This is a genomic window from Ramlibacter sp. (assembly GCF_035554825.1).
Taxonomy (GTDB): domain Bacteria; phylum Pseudomonadota; class Gammaproteobacteria; order Burkholderiales; family Burkholderiaceae_C; genus Ramlibacter.
In genome coordinates, this window is record NZ_DATMHS010000063.1 from 29582 (window position 1) to 52430 (window position 22849).

Here is a 22849-nt window from a genome sequence, read left to right on the forward strand (position 1 = left end):
GCCGCGCGTCAGCGGCGATACGGATTGCCGGGCGCCCGATCGAACCGGTTCGGCACGCCGTCGCCATCGCGGTCGCGGTCGTAGCGATCGGGAATGCCGTCGTGGTCGCGGTCGCCGCGGCGATGCCAGCTGCCGTCGCGATAGCCCCAGCGATCCCCGTACCGCACCCATTGCGGCTGCTGGTAGACGTAGCCGGCGCGCTCGCGCAGGAAGTACCCGTCCACCCACACGTGGCGGCGCCCTTGCCATTCCCAGTGCGCCGGCACCCACACATGGCCGCGCCGCGGCGCCGGCGTGTACTGCACCAGCGGTGCCGGCGGCGGCGGGGCGACATACACCTGCGCCGGCATACCGATCTGCACGTCGACCGACGTGGCGGCCGCGGCGGGCGTGGCGGTCAGCGCGCCGGCCGAGGCGAGGGCGGCCGCGATCCAGACTGTCTTGTTCATCGGGTACCTCCTGTTGTTCGGGATGGCTCATCGTTGTGCGGCCGCGTAAACGGCGCTTGTGCCCAGTGCGAAGCCCGGGTGAAGAAATGCGCCGCGGGCAATGCCGAGCAGTCCTACACGATGTCGCCGTCGTCCGACACGGAGGCTCATCGCGCCGGCCTACCGTGTCGGGGCGACGGCCCGGCAGGGCGCGTTGTCCACCGGTTCAGACACAAGCGACGTCAACAAGGAGAGCAGTACATGGCATCACACGACTACGACGACAACCAGCGGCAGGGCCGTGGCGGCAGTGACCAGCAGGGCCAGCAAGGCCACCAGGGCGGGCAGGGCGGCCAGGGCGGCCAGGGCGCGGGCGGCGAATCGCGCGGCAGCTGGAGCCAGGGCGGCTCGCAGCACAGCGGCTCGCAGGGCTACGGCCAGCGCGGCGGCGGGTCCGAGTTCGGCTCGCAGCAGTCCGGCGGTTACGGCGGCTATGGCGGGGGCGGCGAGAGCCACGGCTACGGGCGTGGCACCAGCAGCGGCGGCGAGTACGGGCAAGGCCAGGGCCGCGGCGGCGAATACGGCGGCCAGGGCGGCGAATTCGGCAGCCAGGGCGGCTGGAACCGCAATGCCGGCGGCATGCAGTCGTCCGGCTTCGGCGGCGCCGGTGGCAGCAGCTACGGCAGCCAGGGCTACGGCAGCGGCGGCCAGGGCTACGGCAGCCAGGGCTACGGCAGCGGCGGCCAGGGCTATGGCAGCCAGTCGGGCCAGAGCGGCCAGGGCAGCTGGGGTGGCCAGGGCGGCACCTGGGGCGGCGCGGGCGGCGGCGAGTGGGGCGGCCAGCGCCAGCAAGGCAGCTGGGGCGGCGGCCAGCAGACCGGCGGCTATGGCGGCATGCAGGGCGGCTACGGCGGGCAGGGCGGCATGGGTGGCCACGACCCGTATGGCCAGCAGATGGGCGGGACGCAGGGCGGCTACGGCGGCGGCCAGCACATGGGCTCGCAAGGCGGCTATGGCGGCGGCCAGCACATGGGCTCGCAGGGCGGCTACGGCGGCCAGTACACGGGCTCGCAGGGCGGCTATGGCGGCCAGTCCATGGGCTCGCAGGGCGGCTATGGCGGTGGCCAGCACATGGGCTCCCAGGGCGGCTACGGCGGCGCCGGTTACGGACAAGGCGGCACCAGCTACGGGCAAGGGGCCTCGGGGACCTGGAGCGGCAGCCAGGGCGCCGGCCAGCAGCAGGGCGGCAGCTACGGCGCCGGCAGCCCCGGCCACCACGATCACGACTACCAGCAGTGGCGCGAGGAGCAGATGCGCAACCTGGACAACGACTACCACTCGTGGCGCCAGGATCGCTACAAGAAATTCTCCGACGAATTCAACAGCTGGCGCAACAGCCGCAGCGGCGGCCAGGGCCAGAACACCGGGTCGTCGACGATGGGCACCGGCGGCAGCACCGGCACCGCGGGCAGCAGCGGCTCCAGCGGCATGGGCAGCACCGGCAGTGCGATGAGCGCCGGCAGCAGCGGCAGTACCGGCAGTACCGGCAGCAGCGGGCTGGGTGGCAGCAGCAGTGGAACCAGTGGCAGCAGCACCGGCAGCTCGTCGTCGACGAAGAAATAGGCGCTGACGGCAGTTCGTGCTCCGGGGCGGGCCGCTTGCGGCACCGCCCTTTTTCATCCCCAGGAGATCCAATGAAGACATCTTCGATGCGCACCCTTGCGCTGGCCGCTTCGATCGCCCTGCCGTTCGGCCTCGCGGTCGCGCAGACCGGCGGCAGCACCGGCACCGGCTCGTCGGCGACCGCGGGCCGCTCCGCACCCGCGGCGCAGGCGGGCACCGGCACCAGGAACGCGGAGACCCGCAAGGACGACCGGCTCGCTCGGGCCGACCGCAAGTTCATCCAGGAGGCCGCCGAGGGCGGCATGTTCGAAGTGCAGGCGTCGCAGCTGGCGGCGAGCAAGGCGAGCGATCCGAACGTCAAGAGCTTCGCCGGCATGCTGGTCGACCAGCACTCGGCCGCCAACAACGAGCTGGTGCAGCTGGCCAACGGCAAGAAGGTGGAGCTGCCGGCGGCGCCGCCGCGCGCCAAGCGGCGCGACATCGCGAAGCTTGCCAAGCTGAGCGGCAGCGAATTCGACCGGCACTACGTGCGCGAGATCGGCATCAAGGACCACCAGCAGGACATCAGGAAATTCGAGAAGGCCAGCAAGACCGTGAAGGATCCCGAGCTCAAGGCCTGGGTCGACAAGACGCTGCCGCACCTGCGCGAGCACCTGGCCGCCGCGCAGCAGCTGCCCCCCGCTGGTGGCAAAGGCGGTGGCGCGGCCATGGGCCATCGCGGCGCGGACCGGCCGGACGCCGGCAAGGCCGCTGGCGCAGCGCCCGACGTCGGCACCGCGACGCCCAAGGGCGCAGCCACCGGCACGCAGACCGGCAACAAGACCGGCAGCTGAGCGCGGGGCCGGCTGTCCTACGGAGCGGCGGCGCCTGCGCCGACAGCGCGCCGCCGTCCCGGTGGCCGACGATACGGCTGGGCCAGGTGCGACGACGCCGGCCATGCCGCGGAGGGGCAGTCATGAAGCGTGTGGGTTGGTGCCTGGGAGCCGCCGCGGCGGCGTTGCTGTGGGCAGTGGCCGCGCGCGCCGAAACGGAAGCCGAATACGGCCGTCCGGTGCCGGCTGCGCCGCGCGGCGCCGGCGGCCCCGGCTCGCCCCCCGCCAAGGCGCGTCCGATGTTCGCGCCGGGCGCCGTGGCCGGCGCGCGCCGGCTCGAGCCGCACGAGCGCGAAGAGCGCCGCTTCCTGCGCGACGCCTCGGCGGCCAGCCGGTTCCAGGCCGAGGCCGCGCGCCTGGCGCTGGCCCGCTCGGGCGATCCGCACGTGCGCTCCCTGGCCACCAACCTGATGGCCCATCACGGCGCCGCCGCCGACGAGTTGCTGCGCCTGCTGCACCAGCGCGGCATGGCCGCGCCCATGCTGGAGAACACGCAGCGGCGCGCGCTCTCGCGCCTGGGACGGCTGCAAGGCGCGAAGTTCGATCGCGAATTCCTGGAGGCCGTCGCCGTCGGCGCGCAGCAGGACGAAGTCGAGGTGTTCGAGAAAGCCGGCGGCGCCGTGCAGGACCCGGCCCTGGGCGCGTGGATCGCGCGGACGCTGCCGGCCCTGCGCTACCAGCTCGCCGAGGCGCAGCGGCTGTCCGCGGGCACGCGCCGCCGCGCCGCCGCCGCGCGGCGGGCGCCACCCGGCAGCGCCGCGGCCGGGCGGGGTCAGCGGGTGGAGTAGCCGGTGACGCGCCACTTGCCGTCCGGCTCGCGCACGGTGGTGACGATCTCCTGCACCTGCTTGTTCTCGAACTTGCAGTCGAAGATGACGCTGGCGTATTCGCCGTCGGGACGGCCCTGCAGCGTGGTCTTGTAGACGGCTTCGGCCTGGGAGCGCTCCACCAGCTTGCCCAGCGGCTCGCGCACCTTGGGGATGCCGTCCATCCACGTCGCCAGCGGCACCGTGCTGCGGAAGACGCCGCTGGAGGTTTCCCAGGCGCGGCCCCAATCGCGCCGGTCGAGCAGCACCAGCCACCCGGCGGCGGCCAGCGCGCCGCCCGCCGCCTTCTGCGCATTCGCCGCGGCGTCCTCGGCGCTGGCGCCGGCCGGCTGGGAAGCGGCCGGCGCCGGCGCCGACGCCGCACCGCGCGGGGCCCGCAGTTGCGCCGCCGCGGTCGCGCCGAAGGCAGCCGCCGACAGGATGAGGGCGGCCGCCACGGACCGTTTCGTCGAGGAGGAAAGCAATTTCATCGGGCAGAGTCTAGTCGCCGGCGGCCGGGCAAGGTCTGCTTACCTCCGTTGACCTCGGCTTTACGCCAGCAGCTCCTGCATCATCCGCCCGCTCGCCTGGCCCTGGTCCTCGTAGTTGGTGTTGAAGACGACGTGCACGTGGCGCGCGAGGCCCGCCAGGTGCCGGATCTCCGGCACCATCGCGCCGAGCTCCTCGCGCGAATACCAGTAGTCGAAGCGGCTGGATGCGCTGGCCGCCCCCTTGATGTTCCAGGTCGCGGCGTTGCGGCCGTGGAGCCGGACGATGGCCAGCGCGGGATTCGTCACCGCCCAGACGCAGGGCACGCAGTTGGCGAAGCCCTGGGGCGAGTCGACGACGGTGTGCACCAGGCCCAGCTCGCGCTCGAAGGCGAGCGTGGCGTCCGCGTGCCGCTCCTCGAACCAGCTCCGGTTGCGGAACTCCACGGCCAGCAGGTGGTCCGGCATGCGCTCGGCGCAGTGGCGCACGTGGGCCATGCCTTCGCGGTTGCGCAGCAGCCACGGCGCGAACTGGAAGTGGACGGCGCCGAGCTTGCCCGCCGCCTTCAGCGGCGCCAGCGCCTCGATGAAGCGCTTCCACAGCTCCTCGCGGATCTCGGCCGGCGTGTCGCGCCAGTACAGCACCCGGGGCCGGTTCGGGCCGAGCGCCTCCTGCAGGTCCTTGTGCAGCACGCCGGGATCGGTCTGGTGGCCGGTGAACAGCCGGAACGCCTTCACGTTGAACACGAAGTCCGCCGGCGTGCGCTGGGCCCACAGCTGCGCGTTGGCCGGCGTGGGCATGCCGTAATAGCTGGAGTCGACCTCCACCATCGGAAACCGGGTGGCGTAGTGGCGCAGCCGCGCCTCGGCGCTCCTGCAGCCCGGCGGATAGAAGCGGCCGCAGTCGATCAGGGTCTTGTCGGTCCAGGAGGCCGTGCCGACGAGGATGTTGCTCACTGGATTAATATACAGCGGTCACCCGCCATGCAGTCCGATCATTCTCCCGCCGCCGACGGCGATCCGCTCGCCGAACTGAACCCGCAGCAGCTCGCCGCCGTGTGCCACGGCACCGGCGAGCAGGCGCACGACCGGCGCGCGCTGCTGGTGATCGCCGGCGCCGGCTCCGGCAAGACCAACACGCTGGCGCATCGCGTCGCCAACCTGATCCGGCACGGGGCCGACCCGCAGCGGATGATGCTGCTCACGTTCAGCCGGCGGGCGGCGCAGGAGATGGAGCGGCGCGTGGCCAGCGTGCTGCAGCGGGCCCTGCGGATGGCGCCGTCGCAGGCGCTGCCGCAGCTGCCGTGGAGCGGGACCTTCCACGGCATCGGTGCGCGGCTGCTGCGCGAATACGCGCAGCGCATCGGCTTGGACGAATCCTTCACCATCCACGACCGGGGCGACGCCGAGGACCTGATGGGCCTGGTGCGGCACGAGATCGGGCTGGCCGAAACCAGGAGCCGTTTTCCGCTCAAGGGCACCTGCCTGGGGATCTATTCGCGCGTCCTCAACACCGGCGATCCGCTCGATCGCGTGCTGCAGCAGCTGTATCCGTGGTGCAGCCAGTGGGAGGCCGAACTCAAGCGCCTGTTCGGCGCCTATGTCGAAGCCAAGCAGCAGCAGAACGTGCTCGATTACGACGACCTGCTGCTGTTCTGGGCCGAGATGCTGGGCGAGCCGGCGCTGGCCGCCGAAGTCGGCGCGCGCTTCGACCACGTGCTGGTCGACGAGTACCAGGACACCAACGCGCTGCAGGCGCGGATCCTGCTGGCCATGAAGCCGGGCGGGGAGGGCGTCACCGTGGTCGGCGACGATGCGCAGAGCATCTACTCGTTTCGCGGCGCCACCGTGCGCAACATCCTCGACTTTCCGCGGCAGTTCGCGCCGGCGGACGCGGCGGGCGGCGAGCCGGTGCGCATCGTGACGCTGGAGCGCAACTACCGCAGCACCCAGGCGATCCTCGACGCCAGCAACGCCGTGATCGGCGCGGCCCGCGAGCGGCACACCAAGAATCTCTGGACCGACCGCGCCGGCGGCCCGCGCGCCCAACTGCTGCTGGTGCCCGACGAGGCGGCCCAGGCGCGCTGGGTGGCCGACCAGGTGCTGCGCCAGCGCGAGGCCGGCCACAAGCTCAAGAGCCAGGCGGTGCTGTTCCGCACCAGCAGCCACAGCGCGGCCCTGGAACTGGAGCTGGCGCGCCGCAACGTCCCGTTCGTGAAGTTCGGCGGCCTCAAGTTCCTGGAAGCGGCGCACGTGAAGGACCTGCTGGCCGTGCTGCGGTTCGCCCAGAACCCGCGCGGGCGGCTGGCCGGATTCCGCGTCACCCAGCTCATTCCCGGCGTCGGCCAGGCGACGGCGACGCGCCTGCTCGATGCGATGGCGCAGTCCGCGGCGCCGGGCGAGACGCTGCGCAACTTCGTGCCGCCGCCGGCCGCGCGCGACGATTGGGAGGGCTTCGCGCAACTCTACGCGCGGCTGCGCGATCCGGCGTCGACCTGGCCGGCCGACCTCGAACTGGCCAGGGACTGGTACCTGCCGCAGCTGGAGCGCATCCACGACGACGCGCACGTGCGCAAGCTCGACCTGGACCAGCTGGTGCGGCTGGCGGCCGGCTATGCCACCCGCGAGCGCTTCCTGACGGAGCTGACGCTGGACCCGCCGCAGGCGACCAGCGACGAAGCCGGGGTGCCCTTGCTCGACGAGGACTACCTGATCCTGTCGACCATCCACAGCGCCAAGGGCCAGGAGTGGCGCTGCGTGCACCTGCTGAACGTGGTGGACGGCTGCATCCCGAGCGACATGGCCACCGGCACGGCCGAGGAGCTCGAGGAGGAGCGGCGGCTGCTGTACGTGGCGATGACCCGCGCCAGGGAACATCTGCACCTGATCGTGCCGCATCGCTTCTACGTCACGCAGCAGGCCGGCGGCGGCGACCGGCATGTCTACGCCGCGCGCAGCCGGTTCATCACCGACGCGATGGCGGAGCAGTTCGAGCGCACGACCTGGCCGGAAGCCGCCCCCGGCACGGCCGGCAGTCCGGTCGCCGGCGCGCCGCTGATGCAGGTTCGCGCCCGCGCCCGCGCCGCCTGGCGCTGACGCGGCGCCGGTCACCTGCCGACGCCGTCCTACGGCTGCGGCCACGCCGCGACTACACGCGCCGCGGCGCGCCGCCCTACAGTGGTTGTCGTCCACGTCTTCGATCCGGAGCAGCCCATGACCCAGGCAGGACGGCCGCCCGCGCCGGCCCCGATGCCCGCCAGAACCCACCGTCCACGGTTCCTCGCGTGCTGGCTCGCCGCTGGCGCCTTCGTCGCCGGCTGCGCGCCGATGCCCGAGCAACCGGTGCCGCACGCCGTCGTGGCGAGCCAGCCGCCGTCCAGCGAGCGCAGCGTCATGGCGCGCGTCGCCGCCGCGGGGCTGTACGACATCGAGGTCTCGCGGCTGGCCGCCAGCCGCGCCACCAGCCCGCGGGTGCGCAGCTTCGCGCAAGCCGTGGTCGACCACCGGCGGCAGTCGCGCGAGCAGCTGGCCGCGCTGATGCGCGCCCGCGGCATCGCCGTGCCCGGGCAGCTCGCGGCCGACAAGGCCACCAAGCTGCGGCGGCTCGCTGCCCTCAAGCCGAGCCCGGATTTCGACGCGGCCTACGTGCGCGTGGTCGGCATCGAGGACCAGGCCGCGCACATCGCGCTGCTCGAACGCACCCGCCGTGCCACGCGCGACGGCGAGCTGGCCCTGTGGATCGACCGCACGCTGCCGGTGCTGCGCCGCGACCTGCAGTCGGCGCAGCAGCTCGCGGGATGAAGCAGCCGCGTCGTCAATCTTCCTACATGCAGGCGCAAACACAGCCGACAGAAACGTGCCGGGCCGCTTCTAGAGTCGCCCTGCGGCCGCGCGCATTCGCCGCGTCCGCGCCACACCAAGGAGCATCTTCTATGGCATCGCGTGAATCCAAGTCCTCCGGCAGCGGCATGAGCCGCTCGGAACCCGCCGGCAAGGGCGGCAAGGCCGGCAGCCAGCACAGCGCCGCGCCAGGCGAGCGCGCCAGCGCTCGCGGCACCAGCAAGCGCAGCAGCCAGGGCGGCGAGAAGAAGTCCAGCGGCAGCAAGAGCAGCAAGTAAGGCCGGCCCGATCCAGGGATGCCTGGCGCGCGCAAGCCGCCAGGCATCCTTGTTTTCATCCCCGGCACCGCACGACCGGCGCCGGGCCCGCCGCCGGCGGGCCGCCACCGCCGCCGCCAAGCGGCAGACCCCGGGGCAGAATCTGCCCATGGACGCCACCATCGAATCGCTGAGCCGGGCCCTGCGCGAGTTCGCCGCGGCCCGCGACTGGGAGCAATTCCATTCGCCCAAGAACCTGGCTTCGGCGCTGGCGGTCGAAGCCGCGGAACTGCTCGAACACTTCCAGTGGCTGACCGAGGACCAGAGCCGGCAGCTGCCGGCCGACAAGCTGGCCGCCGTCAGCCACGAAGCGGCCGACGTCCTGCTGTACCTGCTGCAGCTGACCGACAAGCTGCAGATCGACCTCGCGCAGGCCGCGCGCGAGAAGCTCGAGCTGAACGCGCAGAAGTACCCCGTCGAGCGCGCGCGCGGCAGCAGCCGCAAGTACAACGATCCCTGAAGTCCGCCGCCGCGCCGCCCGGCGCGGTTCCGCGACACCCCATCCCGTAATCAGACGTAGACGACTGTCACAAGCAATGTCGTTCGTGACAGCCGAGCTGCCGTCGTGCCAGGGAAAACCCGCTGCGAATAGTTCACGGATCCGGTGGCCGGTGAGCTGCCTCATCCATACGGAACCCGCACGGTTGTGCTTGCCGGCGGCCGCGCCGGGACTGTTGCGCCCGTGCATCAGCTTCATTCCGTGACAATTTACGGTGGTAAAAGTCGCGCCCCCTGCCTTACGTTTCGTAGTCCCCTTGCCCGCTCGTTTGTCGGCGCAGTCCTACTAACATCCGCGTCACTGCTGAGGCCACACCTCAGCCACGCCGCAGGACGGGACGCCGACCTGCACAGCCTGCCGGGCCCCGCGACTCGTCGCGGCGCCGCCCGGCGAGCGGCACCCATCCGGGCGATGGGTTGCCCGAATCAACACTGGGGATGAACGAATGAAACGACGCGAGTTTTCGCAGGCAGCCTCTGCTGCCGCTGCCTTGGCCCTGACCGGATGCGGCGGTGGCGGTGGCGGCTCGTCCGACGCCGGCGCGGCAGCCGATGGCCCGGCAGCCAATGCGGCCCCCACTGCGGCCGCCGCGCAGCGCGATGCGCCGGCCGGGGTGCGGGCGAGCGGCCCGACGATCGGCACCAATCTCTCGGGCATGGAGTGGGCGCGCCCGGTGCTGCGCTACGGCCAGAGCAGCATGCCCAACCTGAACTTCACGGTGCCGCGCGCGGCCGACGCCGCCTACCTGGCATCGATCGGCTACACCAGGAACCGGCTGCCGATCCAGTGGGAACTGCTCCAGCCGATGCTGCACGACACCGTGGCCAACGACGCCGCCCGGGCCGCCATCGGCCAGCCCGGCGAATTCCACGCCGGCTACGAGGCCTACATCATGGGCGTCCTCGACGCCCACGCGGCGGCCGGCATCACCTGCATCGTCGACCTGCACAACTACTGCCGCTACCAGGACTTCGTGTACCAGGAAGACGGCTCCGTGGTCGGCCTCACGGTGGCCAAGGACGGCCTGGTGCGGCCGTGGACCACCGACGCCAGCCAGGTGCAGGAGCGCATCTTTGCGCTGGCGCCGGGCGCCACGCTCAAGGTGGCCAACTACACCGACTTCTGGACCCGCGCGGCCAGGAAGCTGAAGGACCACCCGGGCTTCGGCGGCTACGGCCTGATGAACGAGCCGCACGACCTGCCCGTGCCCGGCGGCACCGTGGCTTCGGCCGGGGGCGAGGACCTGACCATCTGGCCGACCTTCGCCAAGGCGGCGATCGCCGCCATCCGGGCGGTGGACACGGTCAATCCGATCTACGTGGCGGGCAACGAGTGGCAAGCGGCGATGACGCTCGGCAAGCTCAATCCGGGCTGGCCGCTGGAAGGCGCCAACCTGGTCTACGAGGTGCACCTGTACCTGGATTCGCACAGCAACGGCTTCGCCTTCGATTTCGACACCGAGCAGGGCAAGAACTTCAGCGCCGGCCAGGGCGGCCGCGCGATCGACATGGACACCGGGGCCGAGCGGCTGCGGATGGCGACCGACTGGGCCAAGAGCAAGGGCGTCAAGCTGGCGTTGACCGAGATCGGCATGCCGATCGACGATCCGCGCTGGGAGGAGATGTTCCGCCGCACCGTCGCGCTGGCGCGCCAGGAAGGCGTGGAGATCTACACCTGGATGGGCGGCAATCACTGGCCGATCCGCAACTACGCCATCAACAACGTGCCCGGCTGGCACCAGAACCGGACGCTCGAGCCGGCCGTGGCCGGCGTGCTGAAGGCGGCCGCCGGCCTGACCCAGGCCGCCTTGTTCGACGACGCCGGCGGCGCCGCGGCGCCGGGCGCGCCGGTGGAGATCACGGTCTATGCCCGCGGCAGCCTGGGCGCGCCGGTGCGGGTGACGGTCGCGTCGAGCAACGGCGGCACGTTCAGCAAGACGGTGCTGACGATCCCGGCCGGCGCCAACGGGCAGGACAGCTTCACGTTCACGCCGGCCGCCAACTCGGTCGCGACGCTCACCTATACCGTCGAGGACGGTGGCCAGCTGGGCGGGCAGGTGCCGCCGCCGCGCAAGGTGTTTTCGCTGACCGACCCGGTGGCCTACGCCGCGACCAGCCTGGCCGATGCGGCCATGGCGATCCTGGCCAAGTACGGGGCCTCGAAATGGGACCTGGCCGACGGCCACACCGACTACATGCTGGGCGGGCCGGCCGGCGAGGGCGCGGCGGTGCGGGCCGTGGCGGATTCGGGCTACGGCTCGAGCCCCGGCAACGCGATGGAGATGATCAACTGGATCAACAAGGAGATGGGGCCCAGCGGCACGATGAAGGTGCCGGTCATGCGCGTCGTCAACGGCCGCAAGACCAGCGACCACTCGGCCGAGAACACCTTCGGCTTCTGGTGCAAGAAGTCGGAAAGCCAGCCGGGCATCCAGGAGAAGCCGAAGAACAGGATCGCCTTCGGCATCGAGGAGGGCCACTTCGCGCTGGCCGCCGTCAGCGTCCCCGCGGCCGGCAACACCGGCGTGGTGTTCCAGGCATCGAAAGCCGAGGACAACCAGACTGCGGAACTGGCGCTCAGCGGCGGGCGGCCGCAGGCGCGCTGGATCGACGCGAACGGCCACACCGTGGAGTTGACGGCGGCCCAGGCCCTCGCGGCCAACCAGCCGGCGGTGCTGGCGTTCAGCTCCCAGCCGGGGGCGCAGCGCCTGCGCGTGAACGGCAGCGAGGCCGGCAGCGCCGGGGACCAGCTGGCCAAGAGCCAGTTCAACCAGCTGCTGATCGGCTGGGGCTTCCGCAACTACTACCCGAACGACGGGTTCGGCGGCAACGTCTTTGCCGTGATCGCCGGCAAGGGGGTGCCCAGCGGCGACGAAATGACGGTGCTGGAACGCTACCTGGGCAGCATCGCCGGCGTGAAGGCCTGATCGCCGACAATGCCAGCCGGAACGATCCTGCCCGGCCGGGCAGGTCGTCTTCGGCAAGGAGTCCGGCTTGAGCGATCGATTGTCGGGTGCGACGAATTTCCGCGACCTGGGCCGCCATCGCACCGCGTCCGGAGCCACGGTCGTGGCCGGCCGCCTGTTCCGCGCCGACCACCTCGGCGCGCTCACGGCGCAGGACATGGCGCGCCTTCGCGCGCTGGGCGTGCGGCGGGTGCTCGACCTGCGCGGCGAGCAAGAGCGAACCACGGCGCCCTGCGCGCTCGACGACGTCGCGGTGCACGCGCTGTCGATCGAGCCGACCATCGTGCGCAAGCTCGGCGACCTGATCGCCGCCGGTCACCGCCTCACCCCGGGGGAGGTGGTGGCGCACATGCAGGACACCTACCGCGGCTTCGTGCGGCACAACACGCACCGGTTCGCGCAGCTGTTCGCCCACCTGCTGGCGTCCGACGTGCCCACGGTCTTCCACTGCACCGCGGGCAAGGACCGCACCGGCTTTGCCGCGGCGCTGGTGCTGCGCAGCCTGGGCGTGCCGCACGACGAGGTCATGCGCGACTACCTGCTGACCAACGAGCGGCTGAAGCCGATGCAGGCCTCGCCCCACGGCCTCGCGCCCGAGGTGCAGATGGTGCTGTGGCGAGTGCAGCCGGACTTCCTGCAGGCGGCGTTCGAGGCCGTGGCGGCGGATTACGGCGACATCGAAGGCTACTTCCGCGACGGCCTGAACCTGCGCGAGCCGCAGCGCGAGCGGCTGCGGGAGCTCTACCTGGAACCCGGGCAGTCCGGCCCGCGGCGCTGACCGTCAGCCGCCGATGCGGATCACGGTACGCCCGCGCGCCTGGCCGCCGATCACGGCGTCGATCGCCTGCGGCAGCTGCTCGAACGGGACCACGTGCGCGATCCGCGCCAGGTGCCGGGGCCGCAGGTCGGTCGCCAGCCGCTGCCAGACGTGTTCGCGCAGCGGCGGGTCGTTGTCCGAATTGATGCCCAGCAGGCGCACGCCGCGCAGGATGAATGGCATCACGCTGGTGGTGAACTCCAGCCCCGCCGCGTTGCCGATGGCCGCGATCACGCCGTCCTTGCGCACGCTGCGCGTCAGCATCGACAGCGGCGCGCCGCCCAGCGAATCGACGGCGCCCTGCCACAGCGCCGGCTCCAGGGGCCTGGTGCCCGACGGCAGGTCGGCGCTCGCGATCACCTCGCTGGCGCCGAGCTCGCGCAGATAGGGCGCCTGCGCCGGCTTGCCGGTGACGGCCACCACCTCGTAGCCGCGCTGCGCCAGCAGGTCGATGCTGACGCTGGCGACGCCGCCGGTGGCGCCGTTCACCAGCACCTTGCCCTTGGACGGATGCAGCCCGTTCAATTCCATCGCGTCGATGCCCAGGGCCGCGGTGTAGCCGGCCACGCCCAGCGTGATGGCGTCGAGCAGGCTCATGCCGGCGGGCAGCCGGTTCACCCAGGCGGCCGGCGCGCGCGCCAGCGTCGCGTACCCGCCGTGGTGCGACACGCCGAAGCCGTGGCCGTGCACGATCACCTCGTCGCCGGGCTTGAACTGCGGCGCGTCCGAGGCCACCACCACGCCGCTGGCATCGATGCCGCCGACGCACGGAAAGCGCCGGATGATCCGGCCCTTGCCGGTCGCCGCCAGCGCATCCTTGTAGTTCACGCTCGCGTACTGCACGCGCACCGTGACCTCGCCCGGATCGAGGTCGGCCTGCGCCAACCGCGTGAACGCGGCGCTGACGCCGGCGTCGCTGCTGGAGATCAGGTACGCGGAAACGGACGGATCGCTGCTCATGCTCGGCTCCCGGTGGTTGCAACCCGCATTGTGGCGCGGCGCCGCGGCCCGACTCAGCAGCGGGCCGGCCGGGACCACACGAACCGGCCGCCGCCGGGTAGCATCCGCGGCATGCGCTCCAGCCCAAACACGTGACCAGAAAACAAGTGATCCTCGCCACCGTTCTCGCGACGCTCCTCGTCGGCCTGATCTTCATCAACTTCAGCGGGCCCGAGCGAAAGGTCGAAACGGACATCCAGCATCTCTACACGGTCGACGATCCGCAGTTCCTGCGGGCGATGGGCCTGCTGATGGGCCCGTCGATCGTGCCCGGCAACACGGCCACCGAGCTGATCAACGGCGACCAGATCTTCCCGGCGATGCTGCAGGCGATCCGCGGCGCCAAGCGCACCGTGCTGTTCGAGACCTTCATCTACTGGTCGGGCGAGATCGGCAACGAGTTCGCCGAGGCGCTGTCGGAGCGGGCGCGCAGCGGCGTCAAGGTCCACGTGCTGCTGGACTGGGTCGGCAGCGCCAAGGTGGACGACGCGCTGGTGGAAAAGATGAAGTCGGCCGGGGTCGAGGTGCGCAAGTACCACCCGCTGCGCTGGTACACGCTGGACCGGCTGAACAACCGCACCCACCGCAAGCTGCTGATCGTGGACGGCCAGGTGGGCTTCACCGGCGGGGTCGGCATCGCGCCGCCCTGGACCGGCAACGCGCAGGACCCGCAGCACTGGCGCGACTCGCATTTCCGGGTCGAGGGGCCGGTGGTGGCGCAGATGCAGAGCGTGATGCTCGATAACTGGGCCAAGACCACCGGCAAGGTGCTGCACGGCGCCGACTACTTCCCGGCGCTGCAGCCGGTGGGCAACCAGCACGCGCAGATGTTCGCCAGCTCGCCCAACGGCGGCAGCGAAAGCATGTTGATGATGATGCTGCTGGCGATCACCGCGGCCACCCGCAGCATCGACATCGCCAACGCCTACTTCGTGCCCGACGACATCACGCGGCGCGCGCTGGTCACCGCCGCCAAGCGCGGCGTGCGGGTGCGCATCCTGGTGCCGGGCGAGCACATCGACACGGCCACCGTGCGGCGCGCGTCGCGCGGCCTGTGGGGCGAGCTGCTGGAAGCCGGCGTCGCGATCCACGAGTACCAGCCGACGATGTTCCACTGCAAGGTGATGGTCATCGACGGCCTGATGACCTCGGTCGGCTCCACCAACTTCGACGTGCGTTCGTTCCGCCTGAACGACGAGGCCAACCTGAACATCTACGACGCCGGCTTCGCGGCGCGGCAGACGCAGGTGTTCGAGGCCGACCTGCGGCAGTCGCGCCGCGTCACCTTGCAGGCCTGGCAATCGCGGCCCTTCACCGAGAAGCTGCACGAGCACGCGCTGGCGGCATTCGGGCATTTTCTCTAGCCGCGCGCCTGCCTCGGCCGGCGCGGGGTTCCTACGCCGCGCGACGTCCGGTTCCTACAGCGCTGAGCTGCCGCGCGGGCGCATGCTTTGGTCAACGCCGCTCCAAGGCGAACCAAGCAAAGGACACGCGATGGCGAACCAGACCCAGTCTCCCAACGGCGCCGCGCCCGCGGACCGCGAGCGCCCCGGCGCCGATGGCGCGCCGGACAAGAGCGGCGCGCGCGCTTCCGATCCGGCCCGCCGGGACGAGCGCGGCGACGGCCCCGGCAAGATCGGCCTGACGAGCGACGACCAGCCGGACTTGGTCGCGCCCAGCGGGGTCAATGAGCGCGACCACGGCGTGGCGGACGACAAGCCCATGGCCGGCGGTTCCGTGAACCTCGACGATGACGACATGGTGCATCCGCGCGGCAAGGCCACGGGCGCCGGCGGCACCTGGAAGGCGCAGGGCGGCGACAGCGCGCCCCTGGGTCCGCCGGGCGCCGGCCTGTCCGACCGCAACGGCCCGTCCGATCCGGACGGCAAGAAGCAGTGATCATGAAAAGGGAGGGCACCATGGTCTACGCGTTGTTCTCCCTGGGCGTGCTGGCCGCGGTCGGCGCGGTCTACACCGCCGCCATCGGCTGGCTCTGGTTCCGCCAGGAACGCCTGCTGTTCGAGCCGACGCCGCTGCCGGCCGACGAGGCGCTGATCGACGATCCCGACGTGCACGAGCAGTGGATCGACGTGCCCGGCGCGCGCCTGTCGGCCGCGCAGCTGCGATTGCCGCAGCCGCGCGGCGTCGTGTTCTTCCTGCACGGCAACTCGGGCAACCTGCGCGACTGCCTGGTCGACCTGGACGCTTTCCGGTCGGTCAATTTCGACGTCGTGATGTTCGACTATCGCGGCTACGGCAAGAGCAGCGGCCGCATCGCCAGCGAGGCCCAGCTGCGCTCGGACGTGCGCGCCGTCTGGGAGCACTACGGCTCGCAGTACGAAGGCAAGCGCGTGGTCATCGCCGGCCAGTCGCTGGGCACCGCGCTGGCGGCCGGGCTGTCCGCCGAACTGTGCGCCAGCGGGCGCGCGCCCGACCTGACCATGCTGGTGTCGCCCTACAGCAGCATGCGGGCGCTGGCCGACGAGCTGTATCCCTGGGTGCCGCGGCAGGTCCTGCGCTATCCCTTGCACACCGCCGAACATGCCGCGCAGCTGAAGGGCCCGCTGATGCTGATCCACGGCGACAAGGACGAGCTGATCGGCATCCACCACAGCCACGCCCTGCGCACGGCGGCGCCGAGCGCCCAGCTGCTGTGCGTGGAGGGGGCTGGCCACGGCGACGTGCACAAGTTCCCGAGCTTCCGCAAGGCGCTGCACGGCGCCCTGGGCTGCCTGTAGGCAGCCCGCCTGATCCCGCAGCGCCGCGGCGTTCCTTCGTGTAACGGTCGCGGCTCGGCCGCACGAGCGGCCGGGCGCTGCCGACAATGTCCGGCATGTCCTTCGCCCTCTGGTCCGTCGTCGTCGGTCTCCTGCTCATCTTCGTCGCGCTCAGCGGCACGGTGCTGTCGCGGCTGCCGCTGTCGACGGCCATCCTCTACCTGCTGGTCGGCCTGGCGGTGAGCCCGCTGTGGCTGGGGCTGCTCGCCGTCGATCCGCGGGCCCACACCCATCTGCTGGAGCGGCTGACCGAAGTGGTGGTGCTGGCCTCGCTGTTCACGGCCGGGCTCAAGCTCAGTCCCGGCCTGCGCGACCGGCGCTGGCTGCTGCCGCTGCGACTGGCGCTGACCTCGATGGTGCTGACGGTGCTGGCGATCGCCGCCGTCGCCTGGCTGCTGCTGGGGCTGCCGCTGGGCGCGGCCGTCCTGCTGGGCGGCATCCTGGCGCCGACCGATCCGGTGCTGGCCTCGGACGTGCAGTTGCACCGGCCCGGCGACCGCGACAAGCTGCGCTTCGCCTTGACCGGCGAGGGCGGCCTCAACGACGGCTCGGCGTTCCCGTTCGTCATGCTGGGCCTCGGGCTGCTCGGGTTGCACGACATCGGGACCTGGGGCTGGCGCTGGCTGGCGGTCGACGTGGTGTGGGCGGTCGCCGCCGGCATCGCGGTCGGCGCCGGCCTCGGCGTGGCGACCGGCCGCCTGGTGCTCTACCTCAGGCGCGAGCACAAGGAGGCGGTCGGCCTGGACGATTTCCTGGCCCTGGGGCTGATCGCGCTGTCCTACGGCGCGGCGCTGGCGTTGCACGGCTCGGGCTTCCTGGCCGTGTTCGCGGCCGGCGTGGCGCTGCGCCACCTGGAGCAATCGCAGACCCGCGGCGGCAGCGTGCAGCCGGCGGTCGAGCAGGCCCAGGCCGATCCCGACCGCTCGGTGGCGGACGCGATCGCGGTCGACCCCCGGCACGCGCCGGCCTACATGGCGCAGGCCGTCCTCGGTTTCAACCAGCAGCTCGAACGCATCGGCGAACTGGCGATGGTCGTGACCATCGGCGCGCTGCTGTGGGCGGTGCGGTGGGAGCATGCCGTGTGGTGGTTCGTGCCGCTGCTGCTGGCGGGCATCCGGCCGCTGTGCGCCGCGCTCGGGCTGGTGGGCTCGTCAAGCTCGCGGCGCCAGCGCTGGCTGATCGGTTGGTTCGGCATCCGCGGCATCGGCTCGCTCTACTACCTCATGTTCGCCATCAACCGGGGCTTGTCCCCGGAACTGGTGGATGCGCTGACGGCGCTCACCTTGTCGGTGGTCGTGGCCTCGATCGTCGTCCACGGGGTCTCGGTCACGCCGCTGATGGCCGGCTACGAGCGCGCCCTGCGCGGGCGGCGGTCGGCGACCAGGCGCGACCCCGCTGCCGGGCGCGAGCGCGGCAGTGGCAGCTCTCCTACAGGCGGGCCGCGCCAGGGATGACAGCGCACGCCGCTGCCGTGCCTAGAGTGGAACCCTTCTCAAGGAGACCGACATGAAACCAGCCAGCTCATCCCGCTCGGGCGGCCGCGAGGCACCCGCCAGCGCCAGGGAAGTCGACACCAGGAACAAGCAAACGCCGAATGCGGACATGCAGGACGAAGATGCCGGCACCGCGGCCAGCGGCACCGGCGGGCGCGGCAACGCGGCCCAGTCCGCGATGAAGCAGGAACAGAAGACCGACCGCGAGCGGGGCAGCCAGCGCTGAGCTGCCTCGGCGATGGCCGCCAGCGCGGCCGTCCCGGCGGCCGCCCGTGCCTCTGCGCTTGTCCTACACCGACCATCATCAGGTACCGACAAGCTGGGCTCGGCGCTTGCCTAAAGTTCGGCATAGGGCAGCGCAGGCTGCCCCTTCCACTTTCCCTCGAACATGACCCTCAAGGAGTTTCCCTGATGAAAACGTCTCTGACCCAAAGCGCGGCCGCCGCGCTCGCGATCGTCGCCGCCCTGTCGCTGGGCGCCTGCACCAAGAAGGAAACAACCGAAAGCAGCACGACGTCGAGCACGACGACCACGCCGGCGGCTCCTTCCACGGCGCCCTCGACGGCCCCCTCCACCGCCGGCACGACCGGCGGCACGTCCAGCACCGATACCACGGCTGGCGCGAGCGGCTCCTCGACCGGCACGACGGCCCCGGGCAGCACCAGCTCGATGGGCGCGACGGGCACCACCGGCAGCACCGATTCGTCCAGCACCGGTGGCGTGACCGGCTCGACCACCACCACGACGACGTCCACCACGACGACCAAGTGATGCGGGCCGGCCATGGCGTCTCGCCGGTGGCCGGCTTATCCTTCCGGGCGGCAGTCCGGGCGCGCGAACGCGCGGGCGGCCCTCGCACCGGGGCGACCCGCGGCATGAGAGGCGGCGTCAGCCCCTTTCCACCGGCCGCGACGCATCGCGGCACCACTCGCTCCAGCTCCCGGCATACAACGCCGTGGGGCCGTAGCCCGCGATTTCCATGGCAAGCACGTTCGGCACGGCGCTCACGCCGCTGCCGCAGTGGTGCACCACGCCGCGCGGATCGCGCCCCCGCAGCAACCCGTCGAACTCCTCGCGCAGCTGCGCAGCCGGCTTGAACCTGCCGTCGGGCCCCAGGTTCTGGCCGAACGGCCGGTTCAGCGCGCCGGGGATGTGGCCGGCCACCGGATCGAGCGGCTCGGTCTCGCCGCGATAACGCGCCGGCGCCCGGGCATCGATCAGCGTCTGCGTCGCCTGGCCCAGTCCCGCCTGCACCTCGCGCGTGGTGGCGAGCCGGCGCAGCTCGGGGCCGAGCTTGAAATTGGACTGGAAGTGCGACGGCTCCTCGCGGTCGGTCACCGCGCCGCCCGCCGCCTGCCAGGCCTGCAGGCCGCCGTCGAGCGCGGCCACGGCCTCGTGGCCGGCCCATTTGAGCATCCACCACAGGCGGCCGCAGTAATTGGCGTTGTTGCGGTCGTAGACCACTGCCTGCATCTCGTTGGCGAAGCCGACGCTGGACAGCCACATCGCGAATCGCTCCCGGCTGGGCAGCGGGTGCCGGCCGCCGGAGGCGGCGTCGGGATGCGGGTGATGCGTGCCGTCCGGCGCGACGACGCCCTGGTCGCTGAGCGCGGTGTCGAGGTTGGCGTAGACGGCGCCGGGAATATGGGCCTGGCGGTACTGCTCCTCGCCGGCGGCCGGGTTCATCAGGTCGAAGCTGCAGTCGAAGATCATCAGCGGCGCCCCGCTCGCCTGCAGGCGCTTGAGTTCGTCGACGGAGATCAGCGTGGTGTACATGCGTTGGCCCTTGCGTCCATGAGAGGGCGATTATCCCGCGCGTGGCCGAATCGGAGCGGCGGTGCGCGCCCCGAATTTTGAACGCAGAGCGCGCAACGATGACGCAGAGGACGCAGAGGAAGGCAAACCAACGGCCTTCAGGTTCTTCTCTGCGTTCTCCGCGAACCCTCCGCGACCTCTGCGTGCGGGAAATTGTCGGGGAGCAGTGGCGCCGGGTCCGCCTCGGGCGCGGCGCGGGCACGCAGGATGGTCGCGCCGACGCCGCTGGCGACGATGAGCGCCATGCCGGCCCAGCCGGAGGCCGTGATGCGGTCGCCGAACAGCGTCACGCCGAAGAACGCGCCGAACAGCAACCCCGTGTATTGCAGGCTGGCCACGACCAGCGTCGAACCCCGGCTGTAGGCGCGCGTCATGCACAGCTGGCCGAGCGACGCCAGGAGGCCCATGGGAGCGAGCCAGGCCGCGCCGCGCCAGCTCCAGGGCGAGACCCCGGTGGCCAGCATCGCCAGCGCGCCGGCGATGGTGGAGCCGACGGCGAAGTAGAAGACCGTGCGGGTGTCGGGCTCGCCGATCCGCCCCAGGGCGATGAGCTGCAGATAGACGAACGCCGCCGTCAGGCCCGACAGCAACCCGACGACGCCCGCGAACAGCTGGTTCTGCTCGATCGTCGGGCGCAGCAGCAGCAGCACCCCGGCGAACCCCGCGAGCACGCTCAGCAGCAGCGGTCCCTGGCGGGGGCCGCGCTCGCCGCTGCCCGGCCGCCACGACAGCAGCATGGCGCCCACCAGGAACAGCGCGACCCAGACGCTGCTCATGTAGTTGAGGGTCATCGAGGTGGCGAGCGGCAGCTTGGCGATGGCGTAGAACCAGGCGCCGAGCGACAGCACGCCGACGACCGAGCGCCAGGCGTGCATGCCGGGATGCGAGGTGCGCAGCGCGACGCGGTGGTGCCGCGCGAACGCCCACATGAAGACGATGCCGAGCAGGCCCCGGTAGAAGACGAGTTCGGCCGCGTTGAACCAGGCGGAGGCGTACTTCACGCACACCGCCATCGCGGCGAAGAAGAACGACGCGAGCACCATCCAGAGGGCCTGCATCAGCGGGCCCTCATGGCAGGTCGGGCGTCACACCAGGAACCGCGCCGCGTTCGCGCCGATGCGGCCGCGGTACCACTCGTGGAAGTGCTGCATGCCGTCTTCCATCGGGCTCTGGTAGGGGCCGAACTCGTCGTCGCCGCGCTTCCACAGCGCGTGGCGACCGGCGTCCATGCGCAGGGCGATCTCGTCGTCCTCGACGCAGGTCTCCATGTAGGCGGCCTGCTGCGCCTCGACGAACTCGCGCTCGAAAGCGGCGATCTCCTCGGGATAGTAGAACTCCACCATGTTGAGCGTCTTCTGCGGCGAGACCGGATGCAGCGTCGACACGGTGAGCACGTGCGGATACCACTCCACCATGATGTGCGGGTAGTAGGTGAGCCAGATCGCGCCGTACTTCGGCTGCCGCCCTTCGCGATAGGCCAGCAGCGCCTTCTGCCAGCGCTCGTACACCGGGCTGCCGGCCTTGCCCAGGCGGTTGGCGATGCCCACCGTCTGCACCGAAAAGTTCTCCTTGAACTCCCAGCGCAGGTCCTCGCACGTGACGAAGCTGCCCAGGCCCGGGTGGAACGGGCCGACGTGGTAGTCCTCCAGGTAGACCTCGATGAAGGTCTTCCAGTTGTAGTTGCACTCGTGCAGCTCGACGCGATCCAGCACCATGCCGGTGAAATCGAGTTCCGCGCGCGGGCCCATGCCGGCCAGGTCGGCTGCCACGTCCGGGCTGCCCGGGGTCCGTTCGAACAGCAGACCGTTCCAGTCCTGCAACGGGTAGTTGTTCAGGTTCAGGCACGGGTCCTGCGGAAAGTGCGGCGCGCCCAGCAGCGTGCCGGCCTTCGCGCCGCTGCCGCCGCTGTAGGTCCAGCGGTGCAGCGGGCACACGATGTTGCCGCCGGAGGCGCCGGTCTGGATCGAGCCGCGGTCCTTGAGGATCACGGCCTGCCGGTGGCGGCAGACGTTCGAGATCAGTTCGACCCCGTTGGCCGTGCGCAGCAGCGCGCGGCCGCCGCCCTCCTGGGGCAGGGCGTGATAGTCGCCCACGTTCGGAACGGCAAGCTGGTGCCCCACGTAGCGGGGCCCGCGCTGGAAGATGATCTCCATCTCGCGCTTGAACAGCGCCTCGTCGAAATAGCTGGAAACTGGAAGTTGGCTTGCGGCCTGCTGCAGTTGAAGACTTAAATCAGACATGGTGTCCTGACCTAGAGACTCCCCCTATGAAGGGGCAGGGAAGCGCTTCGTCCGGAGAGGGAGCGCGCGAAAGTGAAAGGGACGGGAACCCGGGCGCGGGCCCGGAAGGAAGGGAGACGGATTGTACCCTCGGGGTCATATTTGGGGGCTGCGGACGGGCTCTCAAGGCCGTGCCGCGCCGCAGTGTCCCGATCGCGGCCCGGCCATGGCGGACGGCCTAGAATCGTGTGTTTCCCCCCAGTCTCCAAGATGTCCCAGCCCGCACCGACGCCCGCCACCTACGAAGCCGCGCTGGAAGAGCTCGAACAGCTGATCGGCCGCATCGAATCCGGCCAGCTGCCGCTCGAGCAGTTGCTGGCCGGCTACCAGCGCGGCGCCCAGCTGCTGCAGTTCTGCCGCGACAAGCTGCAGGCCGTGGAAGACCAGATCAAGGTCCTGGACGAAGGCACGCTCAAGCCGTGGCTGCAAGAGTGAGCGCGCGCCTCCGTACCGCCGCGGGCGACAACGCGCCGCTCGAAACTTTCGATCTGCGCTCGTGGAGCGCGCAGCGGCTGCAGCGCGTGGAGGACGCCCTGTCGCGGTGGGTCGTCGCGGATGCGCCGGCCGGCCTGGGCGAGGCGATGCGCTACGCGGTGCTCGATGGCGGCAAGCGGCTGCGGCCGCTGCTGGTGCTCGCCGCCTGCGAAGCGGTGCGGGGCAACGCCGATGCCGCCGTGCGCGCCGCCTGCGCGGTGGAACTGATCCACGCGTATTCGCTGGTGCACGACGACATGCCGTGCATGGACGATGACGTCCTGCGCCGCGGCAAGCCCACGGTGCACGTGAAGTTCGGCCAGGCGCAGGCCCTGCTCGCGGGCGACGCGCTGCAGG

At 71.3% G+C, this 22849-nt stretch carries 24 protein-coding genes; 16 read left to right on the plus strand and 8 right to left on the minus strand.

Translation table 11 applies throughout. The features are described 5' to 3' along the window. Positions 1-8: 8 nt before the first annotated feature. Positions 9-449, minus strand: a complete 441-nt coding sequence (locus VNT59_RS07305; protein ID WP_325497666.1) for a hypothetical protein — start codon at positions 447-449, stop codon at positions 9-11. A 240-nt stretch (positions 450-689) separates the two neighbouring features. On the opposite strand from VNT59_RS07305, the gene VNT59_RS07310 reads away from it, so the two are divergent. From VNT59_RS07310 to VNT59_RS07320, 3 genes are all read left to right on the plus strand, one after another. Further along, entirely contained in the window at positions 690-2051 is a 1362-nt protein-coding gene (locus tag VNT59_RS07310; RefSeq protein ID WP_325497667.1) for a hypothetical protein, read from the plus strand. A gap of 71 nt (positions 2052-2122) precedes the next feature. Further along, positions 2123-2884, plus strand: coding sequence for a DUF4142 domain-containing protein (locus tag VNT59_RS07315; RefSeq protein WP_325497668.1), 762 nt, complete (start codon positions 2123-2125; stop codon positions 2882-2884). Between the two features lie 122 nt (positions 2885-3006). Then, positions 3007-3711 carry a DUF4142 domain-containing protein gene (locus VNT59_RS07320; RefSeq protein WP_325497669.1) on the plus strand — a complete coding sequence of 235 codons (705 nt, stop codon included), beginning with the start codon at positions 3007-3009 and terminating at the stop codon, positions 3709-3711. Here VNT59_RS07320 and VNT59_RS07325 read toward each other — a convergent pair. Beyond that, positions 3696-4220 carry a DUF4019 domain-containing protein gene (locus VNT59_RS07325; RefSeq protein WP_325497670.1) on the minus strand — a complete coding sequence of 175 codons (525 nt, stop codon included), beginning with the start codon at positions 4218-4220 and terminating at the stop codon, positions 3696-3698. The two genes, VNT59_RS07320 and VNT59_RS07325, sit on opposite strands and share 16 nt — an antisense overlap. A 60-nt stretch (positions 4221-4280) precedes the next feature. Next, entirely contained in the window at positions 4281-5174 is an 894-nt protein-coding gene (locus tag VNT59_RS07330) for a DUF72 domain-containing protein (protein WP_325497671.1), read from the minus strand. Positions 5175-5201: 27 nt separating this feature from the next. On the opposite strand from VNT59_RS07330, the gene VNT59_RS07335 reads away from it, so the two are divergent. The 6 genes from VNT59_RS07335 (at position 5202) to VNT59_RS07360 (ending at position 12616) form a co-directional block, all read left to right on the plus strand. Then, entirely contained in the window at positions 5202-7313 is a 2112-nt protein-coding gene (locus tag VNT59_RS07335; RefSeq protein WP_325497672.1) for an ATP-dependent helicase, read from the plus strand. 117 nt (positions 7314-7430) lie between these two features. Then, a complete protein-coding gene (locus VNT59_RS07340) occupies positions 7431-8018 on the plus strand; it encodes a DUF4142 domain-containing protein (RefSeq protein ID WP_325497673.1) in 588 nt (195 codons plus the stop codon). A 131-nt stretch (positions 8019-8149) separates the two neighbouring features. Continuing rightward, positions 8150-8335 (plus strand): hypothetical protein, encoded by a 186-nt coding sequence (locus tag VNT59_RS07345; RefSeq protein WP_325497674.1) that lies wholly within the window; start codon positions 8150-8152, stop codon positions 8333-8335. Between the two features lie 148 nt (positions 8336-8483). Continuing rightward, positions 8484-8834 carry a nucleotide pyrophosphohydrolase gene (locus VNT59_RS07350; RefSeq protein WP_325497675.1) on the plus strand — a complete coding sequence of 117 codons (351 nt, stop codon included), beginning with the start codon at positions 8484-8486 and terminating at the stop codon, positions 8832-8834. A 529-nt stretch (positions 8835-9363) separates the two neighbouring features. After that, positions 9364-11799: a cellulase family glycosylhydrolase gene (locus VNT59_RS07355; RefSeq protein WP_325497676.1), complete on the plus strand. Its 2436-nt coding sequence runs from the start codon at positions 9364-9366 to the stop codon at positions 11797-11799. A gap of 67 nt (positions 11800-11866) precedes the next feature. Further along, the gene (locus VNT59_RS07360; RefSeq protein WP_325497677.1) at positions 11867-12616 is read left to right on the plus strand and encodes a tyrosine-protein phosphatase; all 750 of its coding nucleotides are present in this window, start codon (positions 11867-11869) and stop codon (positions 12614-12616) included. Positions 12617-12619: 3 nt separating this feature from the next. Here the strand turns inward: VNT59_RS07360 and VNT59_RS07365 are convergent, their stop codons facing one another. After that, on the minus strand, positions 12620-13615 hold the full coding sequence (locus VNT59_RS07365; RefSeq protein WP_325497678.1) for an acryloyl-CoA reductase: 996 nt from the start codon (positions 13613-13615) through the stop codon (positions 12620-12622). 131 nt (positions 13616-13746) lie between these two features. Here VNT59_RS07365 and VNT59_RS07370 point away from each other — a divergent pair, with 131 nt between their 5' ends. From VNT59_RS07370 to VNT59_RS07390, 5 genes are all read left to right on the plus strand, one after another. Beyond that, positions 13747-15018, plus strand: coding sequence for a phospholipase D-like domain-containing protein (locus VNT59_RS07370; RefSeq protein ID WP_325497679.1), 1272 nt, complete (start codon positions 13747-13749; stop codon positions 15016-15018). Positions 15019-15148: 130 nt separating this feature from the next. After that, entirely contained in the window at positions 15149-15553 is a 405-nt protein-coding gene (locus VNT59_RS07375; RefSeq protein ID WP_325497680.1) for a hypothetical protein, read from the plus strand. 2 nt (positions 15554-15555) lie between these two features. Then, positions 15556-16392 (plus strand): alpha/beta hydrolase, encoded by an 837-nt coding sequence (locus tag VNT59_RS07380; protein ID WP_325497681.1) that lies wholly within the window; start codon positions 15556-15558, stop codon positions 16390-16392. Between the two features lie 95 nt (positions 16393-16487). Continuing rightward, complete coding sequence (locus VNT59_RS07385; RefSeq protein ID WP_325497682.1) at positions 16488-17885, plus strand: cation:proton antiporter; 1398 nt, start codon at positions 16488-16490, stop codon at positions 17883-17885. 52 nt (positions 17886-17937) lie between these two features. Further along, positions 17938-18150, plus strand: coding sequence for a hypothetical protein (locus VNT59_RS07390; RefSeq protein ID WP_325497683.1), 213 nt, complete (start codon positions 17938-17940; stop codon positions 18148-18150). Between the two features lie 169 nt (positions 18151-18319). On the opposite strand, the gene VNT59_RS07395 is transcribed toward VNT59_RS07390, so the two are convergent. The 4 genes from VNT59_RS07395 to VNT59_RS07410 form a co-directional block, all read right to left on the minus strand. Continuing rightward, positions 18320-18709, minus strand: coding sequence for a hypothetical protein (locus tag VNT59_RS07395; protein ID WP_325497684.1), 390 nt, complete (start codon positions 18707-18709; stop codon positions 18320-18322). Positions 18710-18812: 103 nt separating this feature from the next. After that, the gene (locus VNT59_RS07400) at positions 18813-19700 is read right to left on the minus strand and encodes a sulfurtransferase (protein ID WP_325497685.1); all 888 of its coding nucleotides are present in this window, start codon (positions 19698-19700) and stop codon (positions 18813-18815) included. A gap of 137 nt (positions 19701-19837) precedes the next feature. Beyond that, positions 19838-20797 carry a DMT family transporter gene (locus VNT59_RS07405; protein WP_325497686.1) on the minus strand — a complete coding sequence of 320 codons (960 nt, stop codon included), beginning with the start codon at positions 20795-20797 and terminating at the stop codon, positions 19838-19840. Positions 20798-20824: 27 nt separating this feature from the next. Further along, on the minus strand, positions 20825-21979 hold the full coding sequence (locus VNT59_RS07410) for an aromatic ring-hydroxylating dioxygenase subunit alpha (RefSeq protein ID WP_325497687.1): 1155 nt from the start codon (positions 21977-21979) through the stop codon (positions 20825-20827). A 249-nt stretch (positions 21980-22228) separates the two neighbouring features. Between VNT59_RS07410 and VNT59_RS07415 the strand changes: the two genes are divergently transcribed. Together VNT59_RS07415 and VNT59_RS07420 are read left to right on the plus strand one after the other, a co-directional pair. Beyond that, on the plus strand, positions 22229-22453 hold the full coding sequence (locus VNT59_RS07415) for an exodeoxyribonuclease VII small subunit (RefSeq protein ID WP_325497688.1): 225 nt from the start codon (positions 22229-22231) through the stop codon (positions 22451-22453). A 53-nt stretch (positions 22454-22506) separates the two neighbouring features. Continuing rightward, positions 22507-22849, plus strand: a 343-nt coding sequence (locus VNT59_RS07420; RefSeq protein WP_325497689.1) for a polyprenyl synthetase family protein, incomplete at its 3' end; no start/stop codon positions are given.